Origin of the sequence: Pseudoalteromonas sp. 2CM41L, from assembly GCF_023161905.1 — a bacterium.
Classification (GTDB): domain Bacteria; phylum Pseudomonadota; class Gammaproteobacteria; order Enterobacterales; family Alteromonadaceae; genus Pseudoalteromonas; species Pseudoalteromonas atlantica.
The window spans coordinates 343073-363039 of the sequence record NZ_JALNTN010000002.1 but is presented as its reverse complement, the minus strand read 5'-3'; the positions used below and the strand labels follow the sequence as shown (position 1 = coordinate 363039).

At 41.1% G+C, this 19967-nt stretch carries 13 protein-coding genes; 1 reads left to right on the top strand and 12 read right to left on the bottom strand.

Features of this window, described 5'->3' with window-relative positions:
- Nucleotides 1–560: 560 nt before the first annotated feature.
- The 11 genes from MTF64_RS04495 to MTF64_RS04445 form a co-directional block, all read right to left on the bottom strand.
- On the bottom strand, nt 561–3608 hold the full coding sequence (locus MTF64_RS04495) for a TonB-dependent receptor (protein WP_248450709.1): 3048 nt from the start codon (nt 3606–3608) through the stop codon (nt 561–563).
- A gap of 78 nt (nt 3609–3686) precedes the next feature.
- Entirely contained in the window at nt 3687–6422 is a 2736-nt protein-coding gene (locus MTF64_RS04490) for a poly(beta-D-mannuronate) lyase (RefSeq protein ID WP_248450788.1), read from the bottom strand.
- A 523-nt stretch (nt 6423–6945) separates the two neighbouring features.
- A complete protein-coding gene (locus tag MTF64_RS04485) occupies nt 6946–7908 on the bottom strand; it encodes a class 1 fructose-bisphosphatase (RefSeq protein ID WP_248450707.1) in 963 nt (320 codons plus the stop codon).
- Nucleotides 7905–8987 carry a class II fructose-bisphosphate aldolase gene (fbaA, locus tag MTF64_RS04480; protein ID WP_248450706.1) on the bottom strand — a complete coding sequence of 361 codons (1083 nt, stop codon included), beginning with the start codon at nt 8985–8987 and terminating at the stop codon, nt 7905–7907. The genes MTF64_RS04485 and fbaA overlap by 4 nt, the downstream gene beginning before the upstream one ends.
- A 13-nt stretch (nt 8988–9000) precedes the next feature.
- Nucleotides 9001–9618 (bottom strand): bifunctional 4-hydroxy-2-oxoglutarate aldolase/2-dehydro-3-deoxy-phosphogluconate aldolase, encoded by a 618-nt coding sequence (gene eda / locus MTF64_RS04475; RefSeq protein WP_248450704.1) that lies wholly within the window; start codon nt 9616–9618, stop codon nt 9001–9003.
- Between the two features lie 65 nt (nt 9619–9683).
- A complete protein-coding gene (locus tag MTF64_RS04470) occupies nt 9684–10616 on the bottom strand; it encodes a sugar kinase (protein ID WP_248450703.1) in 933 nt (310 codons plus the stop codon).
- Nucleotides 10617–10674: 58 nt separating this feature from the next.
- Complete coding sequence (locus MTF64_RS04465; protein ID WP_055020381.1) at nt 10675–11982, bottom strand: MFS transporter; 1308 nt, start codon at nt 11980–11982, stop codon at nt 10675–10677.
- Between the two features lie 3 nt (nt 11983–11985).
- Complete coding sequence (locus MTF64_RS04460; protein WP_004589273.1) at nt 11986–12330, bottom strand: cupin domain-containing protein; 345 nt, start codon at nt 12328–12330, stop codon at nt 11986–11988.
- A 5-nt stretch (nt 12331–12335) separates the two neighbouring features.
- A complete protein-coding gene (locus MTF64_RS04455; protein ID WP_248450787.1) occupies nt 12336–14552 on the bottom strand; it encodes a heparinase II/III family protein in 2217 nt (738 codons plus the stop codon).
- Between the two features lie 5 nt (nt 14553–14557).
- Complete coding sequence (locus MTF64_RS04450; RefSeq protein ID WP_248450701.1) at nt 14558–16816, bottom strand: chondroitinase-B domain-containing protein; 2259 nt, start codon at nt 16814–16816, stop codon at nt 14558–14560.
- Between the two features lie 146 nt (nt 16817–16962).
- Complete coding sequence (locus tag MTF64_RS04445; protein WP_024034160.1) at nt 16963–17841, bottom strand: NAD(P)-dependent oxidoreductase; 879 nt, start codon at nt 17839–17841, stop codon at nt 16963–16965.
- Between the two features lie 939 nt (nt 17842–18780).
- On the opposite strand from MTF64_RS04445, the gene gloA reads away from it, so the two are divergent.
- Complete coding sequence (gloA, locus tag MTF64_RS04440) at nt 18781–19179, top strand: lactoylglutathione lyase (protein WP_004589277.1); 399 nt, start codon at nt 18781–18783, stop codon at nt 19177–19179.
- A 37-nt stretch (nt 19180–19216) separates the two neighbouring features.
- Here the strand turns inward: gloA and MTF64_RS04435 are convergent, their stop codons facing one another.
- Nucleotides 19217–19483 carry a DksA/TraR family C4-type zinc finger protein gene (locus tag MTF64_RS04435; protein ID WP_024034161.1) on the bottom strand — a complete coding sequence of 89 codons (267 nt, stop codon included), beginning with the start codon at nt 19481–19483 and terminating at the stop codon, nt 19217–19219.
- Nucleotides 19484–19967 lie beyond the last annotated feature (484 nt).

Below are 19967 nucleotides of genomic sequence, written 5' to 3'. Positions count from 1 at the left end.
ATATTTTTTATTAAACGCCTTACCATTTATCTAAATGGTTAACTTAATATTTACAGCAAAAGCACCAAAGGTCAACCTATTGGTAAACCATTTTTTGTAAAAAAAGCAAAAACAGTCATTACCAATAAAAGCCAATTCGGCATGACAAAAATACTTTTATTACTGACCATAATATAACCACTTGTATTTAATGTGCTTTTAAATCTCAATCAAGGTTAAATAACACACAAAAATAGATTAAAACCTCCTCAATCTCCTCGATATATTTTTTTTATATATACAGCGTTATTTTTATATTTAGCCGCTTTTACCGAATTAATTGGTCAACCAAGATAAAGATAGTAGACTTTTGGCTAACTAATTCGCTGCCAATAACGCAGCGTTACTAACACTGAGTTTAGTAATGCTGCGCTTTAGGTAAAAAGGTTTAGCCAAGATTTAGTTAAGAAAGTGCGCCGCGATTCAAAAAGCTTAGGTTTAATAGCCCACACACATACAAAAAAACCCAATTAGCGGCATACGCTAATTGGGCTTTAAAGTGGGGATCACTGGTTATTGTGTTATAGCTTAAAGCTCATTCCTAAGAATAAACGTGGGCCGTAATCGTTTACTTCACCTAGGTTATCTTCCACAAAGAAGTCTTGTGACTTAGGTGCGCTAAACAAGTTAATGGCTTCAGCTTTAACTCTAAAGTGCTCGTTAATTTTATACGATGCACGCATTTCCCATACACCTACGGCATCAACATAACGTAAGCGGGTACCATTACTGGTATATGGTTGGAAGTATTCACTACGGTATTTATAAATAATGGCCGTATCAAAGTCACCAATTTGGTAATACAGTTGGCTGCTAAATACATGCTCTGAGAACCCCGGCACCGAACCAGGTTCAATAATACCGGCAGTTAATTGAGTAGTATTGCCATCTAGGTCGGTAACGTATGTATCGCCATATAAGCTATCTTCAAACTCAAAGTCAGTATCTGCAAAGTTATAGCCAAATTTTACACCAATACCATTATCCCAACGGTACGAGAACGATGCTTCTAAACCCAGTATATCGCTATCATTATCGGTTGTTACCGAATTTGTCACTGGTAATGATACCGTTTCACCGCCAACCACATAGTCTTCAATTACAGTTTGTTGCTGGAAGCCACCTTGGAACTGTTTGTAGTATAGGCTTAGTGCTAAAATAGAATCTTCATTAGGGTACCATTCAAAGGCTAAGTCGTAGTTCCATGACATTAATGGTTGAGTATCAGGGTTACCTGAACCATCTACGGTTAATAAGTCAGAAAGCGATAGCGCAACAGATTGATCGTCTGTTACAAAGTCGCGATCATAGCCTAAATCAGATGGGTCAGCACGTGACATACCACGGTAAATACCCGCACGCAGTAAAATATCTTCACTGTAATCAACTACTAAGTTAAAGCTTGGTAAGTATTTGGTATAGCCACCGCCGCTTTCGGTTCTTTCTAGTGAATCCCCTACATCGAGGGTTACAGCGCCTGTAGTTTCATCTACATCTACAGTGTAATTTGTTCTAAAGCCTACCGAGGTTACATCAGTATCAACTATACGTAGGCCGAAGTTACCACGAATAAACTTACCAAATACTTCGGTGTCGTAGTTTGCCATTAAGTACACTGAGGCGGTTTTTTCAGTAACATCTATGGTACCGGCATTTTCGTACTCAACATCAGGGTAACCAAATTCACCTGTATAGTCAGCGTCTGTAGCCGCTACGGCTTGAGAGAAACACACGTTATCGTAGGTCGCCCACGAAGAACCTGTTCCAGAGCTTATTACATTACCGCTACTATCTACATTTGTTACTAAGTTGCCATCCGATACGCTAGATAAAAAATCAGATTCTGGGAAGTCAATTTGACAGCCTTGAAGTATCTCTAATGCTGAGTCATCGCCTATCGTGTACTCAGTACGAGACCCATTACCTTGGCTACCACCAAACTGTATAAAGCTTAGCTCTGAGGCTCTAATACCCCCTTCAATACTGGTAAATATATCGCCCTCTAACGCGTAGTCAAAATCAATACGCGCCGATTTAACTACGTTTTCGCGAACATTTTCACGGTCTAAACGTGTACGTAAGCTATCTGTAAAGTTAGAAATATCAGTTACATCAAAGTCCGTTAACGTGAAGTGAGGAATTTCATCGCCCATATCCCAGCTAAACAAATTACGGTCTGCGGTTCTACCACGGTTAGAAATTTGTAGCTCTTCACGCTCAGTTTTTGAATACGCTAAATCAAGATTTACAGTAAGGCGGTCGGTTACCGTGTGCTCAATATTAATACCATAACCTTGGTAGTTTTCTTCACGTGAGAATTGCTCGCCCGCCGATTCAATACGTTCTTCACCTTCCCAATGTAAAATTCCGCCTACATCGTTAGTAACAAGCGTTGGGCCTGTTAAACCAGGTGTTGCGCGTTTTTGTAAAAAAATTAAATCGTGGCGTGCTTCTCTTTGTGTTCTGTCAGAGATTTGTGCATCAAAGTTAACATCCCACTCAGACGACGGCTGGTATTGCATTGCAATAAATACTGCATCACGCTCATCTGAGGTTTCATTTTGACGATAGCTGCGGCTACTGCCTGTCCATGCGTATGGAGTGCCATCGCTTTCGGCTTTGCCTGTTTCTGGGTCGATGTTTGTTTGATAACCTTGATTGTTACTGCCACTTACTTGGTCTTCACAATCACCTGCGCTGCTTCTGTAAAAGCCTTCATTCGTATTAGTTGGGTCATTTAAACATGCCCAAAGTGAAGAGCCCGATGGACTTGAGCTTCTGTATTCGGCCTCTGGTTGGCTAATATCTTGGCGCTGCACACCAAAAGACACACCCACCGCTTGGCCATCGGCAAACTCAAATTGGTCAACATAACTAAACGTACCACGATAGCCTGTATCACTTTGCAGTGAGTTTTCTACATTACTTTCATCTGGATTGTAATTTAGTTTAACTTCGCCTTGTACGCGTTGCTTGCCGTAATCTAGCGGGGCAATCGTTTCAAGTGCAATCACACCGGCTACGCCACCTTCAATCATTGAAGCATCTTGGGTTTTGTAAATAGCGACCTTTTTTACAAGCTCTGATGGAAACTGCGAAAAGTTAACCGAGCGGTCACCACTACCATTGGTAGCTTCACGGCCATTAATATGGGTTGCGCTTAAAAATGGGCCTAAACCACGAATGGTGATTTCGGTAGCGCCCCCGTTTTCACGGTGAGATGCGGCACCGGTAATCGACTCAAGCGCTTCACCAATTGACAGCGCGGGTAAATCACCAATATCTTCTGCAGATAAACCATCGACAACCGTTGTTGCCTCACGCTTAATTGCAATTTGATCTTGTATGGTTCTACGAGTACCTGTAACGCTGATGATTTCTACATCTTGCTCTACTTCAGTCACTTTTTCTTGGGCTTCTTGCTGAGCAAAAGCATTAAATGACAATGAACCTGCCATACCCGCAAGTAAACTAGCTCTAATTAACTTAGCAGCAGGTGAAAGTGCAAAATGATTACAAACAGAGCTGTTTGTAGAATTTTGACGTCTTCGATCCATTTTTAACGACATGCCGCGTTCTCCTTTATCATTGTGTGTGTTGTGCGTAGTTTGCTATTTTTATAAATATTAGTAATGTGCAGTGTGGGCTTATTCATCTTGTGCCACCCACGTAGAACCTGCACCTACATCAGTGCTTTGGATGTAGTATAAGTTTCTTGCACCTGCTAAGGCTTGTGCTCCATTTGAGTCAGTCTCAAGCAGCGTACTTGTAGCAGTGACAAACTCTGGGATTTCTTTACCATTTGCTTCTGGGTTTTGGTCAATAGCGCCATCGGTGTCGTATTCACCATTGCCATTTAAGTTTCTAATATCAACCCATAGGTCGCTCGCATCGCCCGACTCATAACTGTCACTAAAGCCAAAGCTGTTAGAGAACAGTGATTCAGTATGGTTAATTAGGTCACAGTCGTATTCAAAAGAGTGATCGCTCGACAGCTCGTTAGGGTAAAAGAAACCATAAACAAGCGCGCTGCTTTCAATGGTGTCTTCATCAGTTTGATCGCCCACCCCATTAGCATTTAAATTACCGTTGAAGTTAATTTCAAACGCATTTTTAGTTAAACCATACAGTACAGGTGCATTTTCTGCGGTAAGCTCATCACAATCTCCAACAGGTGCCTTTGAACCTATTTCTGTACTAAATACAAATGGTTGCTGTGAGTTAAGTACCGTATTGTTTGTCACATTAAGGGTAAAGTCGCCTGCGCCATCAAGCACAGCTTGGTTACCTCCATTTGGCACCCCGCCATCAGCTTGTGAAAATGGGTTAGCGGTAAATACAATACCACCGGCTTCTTTATTACCAGAACGAATACCAGCGATGTAGTTATTGCTAACAGTGTGGCCTAAAGGCGTAACTAGCACGCCGGCAGGACGATCGCTTGAACTTGCAATATCAGTGGTACGAATAATAATGTTGTCTGATACCGTATTAAATCCACCATCTTCAAGCGAAATACCGCCATTAGGATTTAAAATAGTATTGCCTTTAATCGTCGCGCCAGAGGTTTGTACGCGCATTAAACGTCGGCCTGTAACAAAGTTTTCTACTCGGTTATATTGAATAGTAAAGTTTGCATCATCAGCAGAGCCTGTACCTGTTGTACTCCCTGCGTTAATTAAGTGCAGGCTAGAGTTACCAAAATTTGGGTTGCTGCTGGTACCTGTGAAAAGGTTATATTGAATAACGTGGTTAGTGCTCGATGAAGACATTTTTATCACCGAACCATTTTCTGCTTTATCGCGGTTGGCAAAGGTATTACGCTCAACCATTGCGGCGTCGCCTTTAAGCATTAACCAATGGTAGGTAGAGTTATTTAACGTCTCTGCTTCACCATCGATAGTATTTTGTGTAAATGTGAAGTTGTCACCCTCAGAATAAATAACGGCATCTTCTTCGGTTTCACAAAAGCCACCCGATTTAGTATCAATATTTTTAAATGTAAGGCCTTCAATACCCGCGCCATCAACCCCACTGGCTACATGAATACAAAGCTCGCCACTAATTACCGGGCTTTGTCCTTCAACAGCTTTAAGTGTTGCTGCGCTGGTTAGCATAATGGCATCAAGATCGGCATATACACCGGTATTTAAACCAAGCACATCGCCATCACCAAGCCCTGCATTAATAGCACCTAATAGCGCATCTGCATCGCTTATCACTTGCGTGTACACTACTGTATCGGCGGCACCGGTAATTGTGCTTGAAAAGCCATCGTTATCGGTATAACTCGCAGTGACCGATATAATCGCGCCAGCTTGATTAGTTGGCGTAAATGTTTTGCTGTTGGTATCTGCAATTGCAACGCCATCAGCAAGCCAAGTGTAAGTAACGTTTTGCTCATCTACCCCATTGTTATCGCTAATTTCAGCGGTTAATTCGCTAGTCACTAAATATGGCGTAGCCCCTGAAATGGTGATACTACCCGCTTCATCTACAGCCTCTGCAGAAACAGCAATGGTTGCCTCAGAAAGGTTGTCTTCGGTAAAACCGTGATCGTCCGTGTAGGTAACCTGCACGGTAATAAATTGCCCTAATAATGACTCATCTACAACGTAAGTGCTTTGCGTGGCACCACTAATTGCAACCTCATCAGCAAACCATTGGTAAGTAATTGTGCCGCTTGCGCCATCTTCATCTGTTATTTCGGCTATAAGTGTATTACCCACCGTAGGTGTGCCAACAATAGCCACCGACCCTTCTGAATTTGCACGCTCTACTGGCGCTGTGGCAGTTGATGTAGCTGACTCTGCAAAGCCTCTGCTATCTTCAAATGCTGCATTTACGGTTATAACTTTACCTAGTTGCGATTCGGTAATAGTGTAGGTTGCTAAGGTTTCATCGGCAATTTCAACATCATCTGCAAACCATGTATATGCTACAAGCGCCGGATCAAAACCATTTTCATCCGCTACATTAGCACTTAGTTCATTACCTATAATTGCATCACCGTTAATTTCTACCGTGGCCGCAAAAGGAATAGCTGACACTTCATCGGTGGGCTCACTTAAATGTGACTCATTAACACCGCTGTCATCTGTATAAAGTGCTTGTGCTGTAATTGCAAAACCAATTTGCTCATCTGTTAATGTAAAAGTTGCGTCATTAGCGCCACTTATAACTTGTCCGTCGGCGTACCAGTAGTAGCTTACTTCGCCAGAAATACCATCGGCATCATTTACGCTGGTCGACAATGTTTCGCCCGTTAACGCTGTACCTGATAGAGCAATAGAGCCCAATGTGTTGTTATTATTATTTGAATCCGTGTCACAACCTATAATGGCAGCTGCAACAGCACATAATGCAAAATGTTTTAATTTCATCATGGCTCTATTCTCCTTAATTGTGTGGTTTAGTATTTAGCAGGTGTTATGTGTGATTTACCAAATACCCAGTGTGTTATTACCAAATTATTTTATTTTTACGCTTCATTGTTAACCAACTTGGTAATATAAGCATAATAAAAACACTTTTACCACTATATTCGTTCAAAATTCATCATATTTTATTAACTGAAAGTTAACTTATGTCTATGCCTAATAACGCAGCGTTATTACCAATATTAATTTCACGAATAGATAAACAAGCAACCTTTATGAACAATTGGTTTTACCGAAAGAATTACGCTGTATTAATACGTAGCGCGATAAGCACATTAAGAATGGAGGGTGGGGATACAGGTGTGAAGCTTTAGCTGTAATAGCCTATAGATATGAATTTTTGGTGTGTATATAAAATAGCGTAGCCACTGCGTTTAACTCACTATTAGTCAGCAGCGGCATACGTTTTATTTAAAAGGCGTAAGAGCACAATAACCGCCCTTTTGTACTGAGGCCTTAGTCAGATTTAATAAACCGTAGAATTAAAGTAAGTCACAGGTTCACTAGAGCCTAAAATAACAGGCACACGCTGATGCAGCTCATCGGGCTGAATATCTAAAATACGCATGCCTTTAGAGGTGGCTATACCGCCTGCGTTTTCAGTGAGCATTGCCAGTGGGTTAGCTTCGTAAAGTAAGCGTATTTTACCGTTTTCATTACCCGCGCGCGTATCTTGCGGGTACATAAATACCCCGCCACGGCATAAAACTCGGTGCACATCACCAACCATGGCTGCATTATAGCGAATTGAGCTTTTAGCAAATTCTTCTGATGTATACAGTAATTTATCAAAGTAAACTTGTGTTGCTTCATCCCAGTATCGGTAATTTGCCATATTAACCGAGAACTCACGGCTTTTACTCGGTACTGCAAGCTCTGGTTTTGTAAGCAAAAAGCCACCGTGGGTTAAATCGTGTGTATAACAGCGGGTTGGCCCACCAGTACTCATTACTAGTAACGACGATGGCCCATACAGCACGTAGCCTGCACAAACCTGATTAGTACCGGGTTGATTAAATTGCTCATCACTATCGTAGGGCACATCTGCTTTTGCAGGGTAAATGGTAAAAATAGTGCCTATTTGCCCGTTAACATCAATGTTTGATGACCCATCAAGGGGATCAAATGCCACGATATATTTACCATCAGGGTGGGCGCCTACTGCATTATCTTCCTCTTCAGATGCCACTGTTTTTACAAGATCATCATCAATTAAGGTATCTTTTAACAGTTGATTGGCAATGACATCTAACTTTTTTTGCACCTCGCCCTGGATATTTTCGTTAAGGGTAGAGCCTAAAACACCCGCAAGCTCACCTTGGCTTACTCTAAACGCTATTTCTTTTGTGGTTGCTAATAGCGTGCGAATTAACATGATAAGGTCGGTTTCAACCCCATCTTGCTTTAATACTTTATTCAGTCTTTTCATGCGCTATACCTGTTCACACAATTAAGGTCGTCAAAACATTGGATCAGGCGAGCCACCATATGCTGCTCCGACTGACGTAACCACACACGTGGATCATAGTATTTTTTATTGGGTTTATCTTCGCCATCAGGGTTACCAATTTGACCTTGCAAGTAGCCTTGTTTTTCTTGGTAGTAGTTTAATACCCCGTTCCAACTCGCCCATTGGGTGTCGGTATCAATGTTCATTTTTACCACCCCGTAGGTTAGCGACTCAGCAATTTTACTGTGCTCAGAGCCACTCCCACCGTGAAATACAAAATTAATAGCGTTATGCTCTAAATTAAATTTTTCAGCTACATAGGCTTGCGAGTCGCGTAATATGGTAGGTGTTAATACCACATTGCCAGGCTTGTATACGCCGTGGACGTTACCAAACGAAGCAGCAATGATAAAATTAGGGCTTATTTTACTAAGTCGCTCATAGGCGTAGGCTACATCCTCTGGTTGAGTGTAAAGCGCAGAGCTGTCGAGGTGTGAGTTATCAACCCCGTCTTCTTCTCCGCCGGTACACCCTAGCTCTATTTCAAGTGTCATGCCTATTTTTGCCATGCGCGCTAAATAACGCTCACAAATTTCTATATTTTCTTCCAGTGGCTCTTCTGACAAGTCAATCATGTGCGATGAAAAAAGCGGCTTACCTGTTTGCGCAAAATACTTTTCGCCTTCATCTAATAAACCATCAATCCAAGGCAGTAGTTTTTTTGCTGCGTGATCTGTGTGCAGCATGACAGCAACGCCATAGTGCTTCGCCACGTTATGCACATACTGTGCAGCACTTATTGCCCCAACAACGGCAGATTGCTGGCCCTCTAGTGCTAAACCTTTACCACAAAAAAACTGCGCTCCCCCATTAGATAGTTGAATAATGACCGGCGACTTCATTTTTTTTGCGGCCTCTAAGGTGGCATTAATTGACGATGTGCTCACCACGTTTACAGCAGGCAATGCATACTGATGCGTTCGTGCGTGTTTATACACTTCGCTTACTTCATCGCCAACAACAACGCCTGGTGTAATGGTTGGGGCTAAATAATTCATTTTTTGCTCCTTGCTATTTTAAAGCCTCGATACAAGAGTCTGTAATGGCTTGCCAATTACCCTGCGTTACCCATTCTTTTTTAGCAACCCAGGTACCGCCTACTGCAAATACATTGTTTAACGACAAGTAATCCATTTTATTTTTTTCGCTTACACCGCCAGTCGGACAAAAGCTCACTGCACGAAATACAGATGAGACAGCAGAGACAAACGGCGCACCACCAGCAAGTGAAGCAGGAAAGAGTTTTTGCTCTTCAAAACCATACTCAAGTGCCATTAATATATCGCCGGTATTTGATACACCTGGCAATACTGGCACGTTACACTTAACCAGCTCACTTAATAGTGTAGGCGATACAGCGGGAGTGACTATAAAATCTGAGCCTGCTTCTAGCGCTTGCTTTAAAATTGTTTCGTTAATAACGGTGCCTGCGCCCACTTTTAGCTGTGGAACCTGTTCTTTTATGGCTTTAAGTGCATCAATTGATGCATCTGTTCTAAGAACAACTTCTACCAAAGTTAGGCCTGCCTCTGCCATTGCTTTAGCAATGTTTACACCTTGCTCTGGCGTGTCTGCTTGAATTATAGGTAGCAGAGTTTGCTCTGCCATTAGTTCAGAAAAGCGAGTCATGCGTTATTTCCCTTATTTTTAAATAATCGTGCTACTTAGTGTTATAAATTGAGTAAATTAGCCAGTTAGAGACCTGATTTGGCCATGGCTTGTTGAAAAACATCTTTTGGTGCAATAGCACCGGGTTGCTGAATAACAGCGCCGGCAGCCTGCGCGCCCAGCTTAACCGCTTCGCTAATTGGGCGCCCATCTAAGCGCGCTCCTAAATACACGCCGTTAAAGGCATCGCCTGCGGAGGTTGTATCAACAACGTTTTTAACCGGCGTAATACTGTGGCTTTGCACTGTATTAGCCTCTTTTGTAATGACTGAATCGGGGCCGTTTTTTACTATAATTTCGTTAATGTTGTACGGAGCCAAATAATCAATTACCGCTTCTACACTTTGCACGTTGTAAAGCGTTTCTAAGTCTTCAACGCCGGGTAACGTAATATCGGCTAAGCTAAATGCACTATGGTATTGCGCTTTAGTTTGCTCAACGTTATCCCAAAGTCGCGCACGGTAATTTGGGTCAAATACTATTTTTACACCCGCGGCTTTAAGTTGCTTCACTATGTCCCAAAACTGCGCTCTTGCTTGCTCTTCTATTACGGCTAAAGAAATACCCGAAAAGAAAAACATATCACCCGATGACAGCTGCTTAACGAGCTCAGGGCTGATAAATTCAACCACCTTTTTGGCTGCTGAATCATCACGCCAGTAAATAAAACTGCGCTCACCTTGCTCGTCCGTTTCTATGTAATACATACCTGGGACTTTACTGCTATGAGCAAATACATAGTCTGTATTTAATTGCTCACTTGCAAAACGCTCACGCATTTTTTTACTTAAGTTATCTTCCCCTAAAGCGGTAATAACTGAGGTGGTGATTTGTGGGAAACAACGCTTTAAGTAAACTGCCGAATTGTATACGTCACCTGCAAATGACTGATGCAATGTAGAGGGAACAGTCGCTCTTAACTCAATCATGCACTCGCCAATAAAGTAAATATTTTTCATTATTATCACTTACCTTAGGTAGTAAATGGCTGTGAGAAACACAGCCTTTGCCAACAAATTAGTTAGGCTTTTTCAATGGTTCAATTTTTGGAATTAAAATCCATACAGCTGCCATCGCAATAATCGCTAAAGACGCGCCTATCACAAACGCCGGTGTATAATTACCGTCCGCTGTTAAAATAGGTACCAATGACGTAAGGCCTACAGCACCTAATTTAGCGGCCATTCCAGAGAAGCCCGACAACGTACCTACCGCTTTTTTACCCAGTAAGTCGCTTGGTAAGGTTTGCACGTTACCAATGGCGGTTTGAAAACCAAATAAAATAACAGCCATAATAAGTACCGCAATTACCGGCTCGCCTGGGTTTGCCATTGCAAGCAGCGCCGGCAACATAATTAGACACCCTAATGTGATGGTCAGCTTACGCGTTTTATCGGTATTCCAGCCTGCTTTAAGGCGGTTTTGGGCAAGTAAGCCACCAAACCAAGCACCAAACATAGCGCCTACATACGGAACCCAGCCATAAATACCAATCGATTTAACATCCATGCCATACACTTCGTTTAAGTAAATTGGTATCCAAAAAACAAATAACCACCAAATAGGGTCGATAGCTGCAGAGGCTATAATTACGCCCCAGCTTTGCTTACGAGAGAGTAACTCGCCTGTAGACGGGTTATATTCTTCTTCGTCATCGCTTGTTACATCGCCGTTATCATCAACGCGTCTTTGTCCGGTAAGAATGTACTCACGCTCTTCTTCACTTATCCAAGGGTGAGAGCCTGGAGGCGCTTTTACCAATATAATCCAAGGAACTAACCATAAAAAACCTAAGGCACCAACAAATACAAACACCATTTGCCAGCTAAAGTACACGGTTAAATAAGCAATAAGCGGGATAGCAATAATGCCACCAATGGCTGCGCCAGAATTAAATATACCTTGCGCTAAAGCACGCTCTTTAGTTGGGAACCACTCGGCATTACCTTTAGCTGCACCGGGCCAGTTACCAGCTTCGGCTACACCTAAAATTGCACGGAAAATACTTAAACTAAGCACCCCTTGTGCAAAAGCATGGGCAACAGTGGCTAATGACCACACACCAATTGAAAGCACAAAACCTAAACGCGTGCCAACCCAGTCAAAAATTTTGCCAAAAATAGCTTGGCCAAATGCATAAGCAAATACGAATACTATAGAAATATTAGCGTAAATTTGTTTACGCTCTAAAGCAGATTCATCAGGGAACATTTCTTCCACAATATCTGGCCATAAAACGCTAAGCGCTTGACGGTCTATGTAGTTAATAATGGTAGCAAGTGCAATTAGCACTATAACCCACCAGCGTAAGCCTTGAATTTTCATAGGTTATTCCTCAAGAAAGTCTTCGCGAGCTGGGCTAAAGGTATCAATCAGTATACCGCCAGTTGGGCACGTTGCACCGTGATCAGCAAAAGGAGGAATAAAACAGCTATCACCCGCTTTTAAGATTTTAGTTACGCCATCAATGTTAAAGTGAAACTCACCCTCAACCACATACGTTACTTGCGAGTGCCTGTGCGCATGGTTATAACCAATAGCCCCTTCTGAGAACCAAATTTTCACGGCCATTAGCTCTTCGTTATAGCCAAGCATTTGGCGTTTTAAGCCATTACCTAAATCTTCAATCTCGGTTTCGTTACCAAATGAAAAGTGTGCACTTTGCTTTTGCATCCTGTTTACTCCTGATTATTCTTCATCGCATAAACGCCAAGGCGGCCATTTAAGGTGAATGCTTTATTTTGATATGTGAATGTGTGTTTAGCTGCTTTATCGGCTTTGTTGATAGCAACCAAATAGGTATTATTTTTTACTTTAACTTCAATTAGGTCTAAGTGCTCTTGTGCGCCATACTTAAGTGACGATACACGGCTAACAGCCTCTAGGGTATATTCTTTACTTGGGTTGTATTCACCGTGAGGCTCAAGTACTGAAATAAATTTATGCTGTTTTTTACCTTCTACACGGCGAATGTAGCCATTTTCGTTACTAAGATTAAAGTGTGGATCGTTTGCCCCTATTTGCGTAAATAAGAAAGACTCATCCCCTTTCACTAGGCTAGTTTGTGTATAAAAACGGCCGTTGTCGTTTAACCACGTTACCTTTGCTAGGCCTTCATCTGGTTGTGCCTGTGCTTTTAACCATAAATGTTGATAGCCATTTTTATCACCCAGCGCAGCTAAGCTTTTGGTGTTACCAAGTAACTCAAAGCTGGTATCAATTAATTGGCCTTTGTAATGCAGTGGTAAATCAATTTTATGGGAGGTATCTGCAGTCACATTAAAAATATCAACTGCAAGCGTGCTTTCAAGCATAGGTAAATTAATTAACGCTAACGTGCGTTCAAGCTCAACACCTTTGTAAGCGGTGCTTATTTGCCCACTTGACACCGTTCCGTATTGGTTTGTTTCAAAGAAATTAAGCCTAGGATGATTGTTATTACCCACTTTAACATTTGCATTAAAATGCGAGGTTTCATCAATCACAACCGTATTGTGTGCCACGGTATGTTTTGCGTAAGTTTCGTTTTCTGGTAGGTAACGGCCGCCGTATTTAGCCTCAACATTTAAAAAACGTGCAGCGCCATAATCAGACACAATTTCATTGCCATGATCGTAAAACTGCCAAGTTAATTTATCAAAATGTCCATGCCCTAAACCCTGTGCGGCAGGTTTAAATAAAAGTGCTTGGTCGCCACCAGTTTGCGTACGCATTACTACCAACGCCCCTTGCTCGCCATCGTTACCATCGCCAAATGCTACCGATTTAAATACATAAGGAGTTTGCTTATTTTTATCCAGCGCTTGAGCCACTTTTAGGCCATCGCCAGAGAGTATTATTTGATTTTGCTTTTTAGCTATATCTAAGTAACCAGTATCGTGTGTTAAACCATAAGCGGCTGTTACACCGTGTACCAGCTCTATTGTGTCTATACCTTTACTTTTAATTGCATCGTTTATCGGGAAAAACAAACCGTTATAGCTTAGCTGAATAGTGGTATCAATGGCTTTAAGTAATATGCCATCGCGATATTCAAAAATGTCTCGCTGCGGTTCGTTGTTTTCAATTGCTTTAGCAAAGGTAACAAACGGAAGTAGTGCAAAGCGTTGATAATAAGGACCTTCGTTGTAATAGCCCTGTGGCGAAAACAGCATGTCTAGCTGCTTAATAAAGCCACCCTCGCCCGATTTATCTAAATCGTAAAGAGACTTTTCGACCCACTCAGATTCATCTAATACATACCCTGCCATGCCTACACCGGCTGTAGCCCACGTACCATGGTTATGTACTTTGTTAAAGGTTGATGGCTGGCCTTGTGATAAAAATAACGATACTGGGCGCAGTAAGTCATTTTCAATGGTTTTAATATTAGCGGCGCTTAACGCATCATGCACTAAATCGTATGCTTGAATGGTATAAACCAGCCACATGGCCTCATTAAGGCTTTGCCAAAATAGTTTACCTGGGTTTTGCGACTTAACTTTGCGCTTAGGGTGTACATCAAGTGTTGGGTATAATTTGGCATACTCAAGCAACATATCACGTACGTAATGAGCGTATTTATCCTCTTGGCTTAGCTGATAAATAACACCGGCGTTATACATAAGCTGATAATTTTTTTTGTGTCGTTCGTGGGTATAGCCTCCCCCACCGTCTTTTGGTACAGGCACTGTTATAGGGCTTTTAATTTGCTCATCCACTTGTGCCTTAAGCGCTGCAAATGCGTTGGCAAACTTGCCCTGTTCGTTGTTGCTAATTGCTTGGCGCATTTGCTGTACATCATCATTGGTTATTACCAAATTTGGATGCGCTGCGTAGGCGTTTATCGATAAAACTAAGGCACTTACAGTAACACCCAGCGTTTTAAATAATGACTTATTTTGGGTTAAATTCATCATTGTTAGTTCACCTTATTTAAAACGTTGTTATTTTTAATCGTTGCCGTGTGTGGGCCCGCTACACGTAACTCTTTTACGCTTGGCGCTTGAGTTGCATCAAAGGTGTTATCTGTAATGGCTGTTATTGGCTCACCAACCGTGTGCTCAATTTTAATCGGTGCCGATTTTTCAAATACGTTGCTTGCAATATTTGTGACTTGTACACCGTGCGCATACACACTCGCTTGCGCCTTGTTGCGCTTACCTAAACCTACTTTAGTTAGGGTGTTATTGGTCATTAATAAATGCGGACCAAAGGTGCTTTCATCACTTCCACCTCGGTATAACTTAACGACTCCACCGGCTACCTCATTAAAGGTATTGCTTTTAAGTGTTACATACTCTGCGTTATAAATACCTAAGTCTTCTATTTCGGTATTGAGACGTAAAATATCGCCAGTCACATTTTTAAAGGTGTTATTTACTAACGTGATTTCATCTGCCATCGCCCCTTTACCCGTTACAAAAAAGTGAAATGAGTGATTAATATTAAGATTAGTTAATTGTGAGTTGTATATTTCAAAGCGGTAGTTATCAACCATGCCCCACTTTTTAGTACGTACCACACTATTATTAATGGCATCAGGTGCGTTTTCACCCGAGATAACTAAACCATCTAGCTTTAAGCTACCGCCATCATGAATTTCGAATAAGGTGGAGCGTTGGTAGGTCAGCTTAGCTTTGCCAGTATGTTTAGCCTTAAGGGTAAGCACTTTTGTTATTTTAACGAGTTTAGAAACATCGTATTGACCATCTGCAAGCTCTAATACATCACCCGTTTGGGCTGCATTGATTGCGTTAAGTAAGGCATCTGCAGTTGCTTTAACCTGGTGAGTTTTACCCGTATCAAATGCTACAACTTGCTCTGTTTTTGGATACCAACTAACGCCGGTATCGGCCTTTTTTAGCACCTTTAAACCGCGTTTAGCACCTGCACTAATTTTGCTTGATTCAGGATACAGTAAACCGTTACTAGCTCTGGTTAGTGTTACATTTTGCTGTTTAACACCGTAATTTAACTCTTTTAATACCTGGGTATTAGCTACATTTTCACTAAATTTAATACCGCTTACATCATCAAAGGTTGTAAAAGGCTGCTCGCCATTTTGATTAATAATAAGGTTATTTTTCATTACGCTATTAATTGGTGCAGCGCTACGCTCGCTATCGCTACCTGCGCCAAGTTGTATATGACGCACATTTACATAGGTATTGTTTTCAATTGTCGCGTTTTCTACCTGATGGTAGCGATTTATTGGTGAGTTAGGTACGCCGTTCATAACCGTAAAACCACTGCCAAAACGGTAGCCTGTTAAACCTTCTAAGTAGTTATTTTTTACTGTTTGGTTTTTATTAATGATGCGAATGCCACCTGTGTGATCTACACCGTTACCAAAAAAAACGTTCTCTTGAATAATATTGCCATTACCATGGCGCAGCGTTAGTGTGCCGCGAGATTCAAAAAACACATTATTGCGGATTTGGTTTTTCCCTGATTTAACCGAGATTATTTCTACTTCGCCGTTAGTACGTTCAAAGTAGTTGTTTTCAACTACGGTAAATGAATCACTTAATGAATAGTGGCTAGTACCAATGCGTAGTGTTTCACCGCCGTTAGATCCAAAAGTAGGACGATAGCCAAAGAAGTTATGATCAATTTGATGGTGGTTTTGTCGGCTTTGCTCACTATTAAGCCTTACTGCAACCGTAACGCCTTTGTTACGTTTACCTACTAAGTGGCTGTGATCAAAACGATTGTGTTTACCATATAGAGCCACCCAATAGTCTGATTCTCGTTTATCGGGGTTATTGTAGTTATCGATAACAACTTGTGTTACGCGGGAGTGAGTAGCAAGCTCATCTTTATTTTTACGAAATTCAATAACGGCTGAGCTAGGCGTATAACCATTTTTAAATACAAGCCCTGACACTTCTAAATATGAACCCGCCAGTCTTAAATTAGATTGCCCTGATAAAATAACGTTACCCTTGGTTTGCGCTGTAAGCTTTATAGGGGCGTTTTTGGTTCCTTGGCCTTGTAATAAAATTTCGAAATTAGACCACGTACCGTCTTTGAGAGTTATTTTATCGCCGGCAACGAGTTTGTCAGAGATTTCTTGAAAAGCTTGTTTAGTGTCTACAAAATAATCTTTGGCTGCCAATTGTGTGGATGTGCACCCAATAAGAACTAGGCTAAGCTTTATTATATTAATTAAACGCATAGATAACTCTTTTTCAGTGTGACCGGAAGTAATGCCTTATCAATAGTAATGCTGCACTCATTGCACAAAGCAGGTTAAATCTAGCCAATTGATGTTGTGTGTGTTTTGGTGCTTTAACTACGTTAAAGCACCCAATGTTGTTGGTATTACTTTTCTAGAGTTTTAAAGTAATCAAAAATTTCTGGTACGTTGCCTTGCCCCATACCTGCATCAAATGCCGCTTGTAAGTTAGCAGATGACCCTTCAGCAATTTTTGATTCAGTCCCAAGGTCTGAAACCATTTGTAGGAAGTAACCTAAATCTTTGTTTGCATTGGCAATTGAAAAACCAAGGTCGCTTACATTGTCTACCGCGTAGTTTTTACAAAATTGCATAAATGGAGAGCTAGAAGGCCCTGTCGACATAATGTCAAATAGTTGCTGGCGGTCTACACCGGCTTTGTCTGCTACAGCAAACGCTTGTGACATAGCACATACTGTGGTCATACCCATAAAGTTATTGATTAACTTAGTTGTATGCCCTGCGCCTAGCTCACCTAGGTGAAATACGTTTTCGCCTTGATCTTCAAGTACAGGTTTAACTTTATTGAAGGTGTCAATATCGCCCGCTGCCATAATATTTAATAGGCCGTCTTTAGCATGGGCTGGAGTACGCCCTAGTGGTGCGTCAATCATGCCTGCGCCTTTAGCGGCTAGATCAGCACCAATTTTTTTAGTAGATGAAGGAATTGATGTACCAAAATCAATTAATACCGCGCCTTCTTTAATACCCGCTAAAATGCCATCTTCTGCGTACACAATTTTTTCAACAACTGCTGATGTTGTTAAACAAAACATAATTATGTCTGCACCTTGTGCAAGCTCTTTTGCAGTGCTTGCTGTTTTTGCACCTCTGCTAACGCATGCAGCAACCGCATCTTTGTTTAAATCCATAACAATAAGCTCATAGCCTTTGTTCTGTAAGTTTTCGGCCATATTGCCGCCCATTAAGCCAAGGCCGATAAAACCGATTACTGGTTTAGACATGAATAACTCCTAAATATGATGGCGCGTGCTTTTATGAGTACGAGTAATGATTTACCCCATAAATAGGTACGCTGTGTCGTTTAATTCAATTTGCTAAAGTAACCCTGAGCATGTTCATTTGAATAGGTAACCCGCCGCGTTATTACCATTTGAGCGAATAAAAACAGAGTGATTACACGCTGTATATTATTGACCGGTTACGTATTTATTTCGTTATGCTTAGCATTGCTTTGATTATTTATTAATACCTTGGAGAAGCTAAAACCAATCAACTTACCAATTGGTATGTAAAAACTGTATTACCATACACCAATCTTGTCAACCAATAAGTTAACTTTGTAAACCAAGGTAATTTACAATTCATTTCAAATTAACAAAATAACAATAATAAACAATTAGTTATAGGCAGTATGGAAATCAAATTAATTCAACGCACTTTTCCCTTCTTTGGTTAGAGCTTAATAAAAAATAGGTTGACCAATAAGTGCAACAACTTTATAAACTCGTATAAATAGCGTGGCTATAATTACATTGTGCACTAACCCATTGTTGGTAATACCACTAATTTAGTGTGCTAATATTATGGCAATGCGTGGTTGTAAATGCCTAGCCTTGCCCACATTTAGCTTAAATTGCCCGAACTCAGGTTAAGAAGTTTACTTACGTATTAAATCGTACTGATATTTTAATTTATTTCACAAGCCGAGGTTTTCAGTGAAGGCAAAGCCACTTGCGCGGCAATAACTGGGCTTATTGCACGTAAATTTGACGCAATGAGTGCGCAAATAGCTGGTTAATATAAACTTATTGTTCAAAGTTGAGGTAAAATAAGCCTCTCGGTATATGGCAGGCTCTGGCCTATGCAATGCGGTTATGAATACCCCATAAAGACGCTATGCTCCACACCTATTTAAATTTAAACTCACAGAGGTAACCTAAATGCGTTTATTACACACAATGTTGCGTGTAGCCGACTTAGAAAAGTCACTTTCTTTTTATACACAGATTTTAGGAATGAAAGAATTACGCCGTTCTGACAACGAAGAGTACCGTTATACATTAGCTTTTGTAGGGTATGGTGAAGAGGATAGTAATACTGTATTAGAGCTTACTTATAATTGGGATGAAAATAGCTACGATCTTGGTAATGCATATGGCCATATAGCTATTGAATTTGACGATATATACAAGGCATGTGACGACATAAAGGCCGCTGGTGGAAACGTCAGTCGAGAACCGGGGCCAGTAAAAGGCGGCACAACAGAAATTGCTTTTGTGAAAGACCCTGATGGCTATTCAATTGAGCTTATTCAGAAAAAGAAAAACAAAGCTCACTAGGGAATAAAATTTATCAAAAAGGTGCCTAGTCGCACCTTTACCTTAGTTGGCTATCTTTACTTGCTCGGCGGTTTACGCCAGCAACGCCTTTGCCTTTAGCCTCAAGCTCGCTTTGACACGCCACACAGTGCCTAACACCTGGCAGCGCTAACCTGCGTGCCTGTGGTATTTCACAATCACACTCATCACAGAATTCAGCACTCGCGCCTGAGATTAAATTTTGCCTTGCATATTGCACTGCATCGTTAACACTTGCATCGATTTGATCTTGAATTGCGCCATCACGCGCCCAACCACTTGCCATAATTAACTCCTAATAATAAGAAATTAAGCTAAAAGGTTAGCAGCACAGCGCTTTATAAATGCTGAATATTTTGTACTGGCTTTATTGAGTAAGCTATTTAAAGGATGAATAAATATGGTTAAGAGTAATTTGAAATTTAGTTGTGCTATCCATTTTATCTACACATGCAGTTATAAATATGTATTTTTAACGCAGACAGCAAAAAATTTATCACTGTAAATGAATAATTATTATTGCGGATCGGTCTTGAAAGCCTAAGAAGTTATACGTAGGTGATTATTAATTAAATAGATAGGTTTATAGATATTGAAGAAAATTAAAAGTGTAAAACTAAAATTTTAACGGATAAACGGTAGAAATTAATGCGCTGGATAGCGCAGAGGAAGTTATAGCTTTATACACTACTAAAATAGTAAGTGGCGTCCCCAAGGGGATTCGAACCCCTGTTACCGCCGTGAAAGGGCGGTGTCCTAGGCCTCTAGAC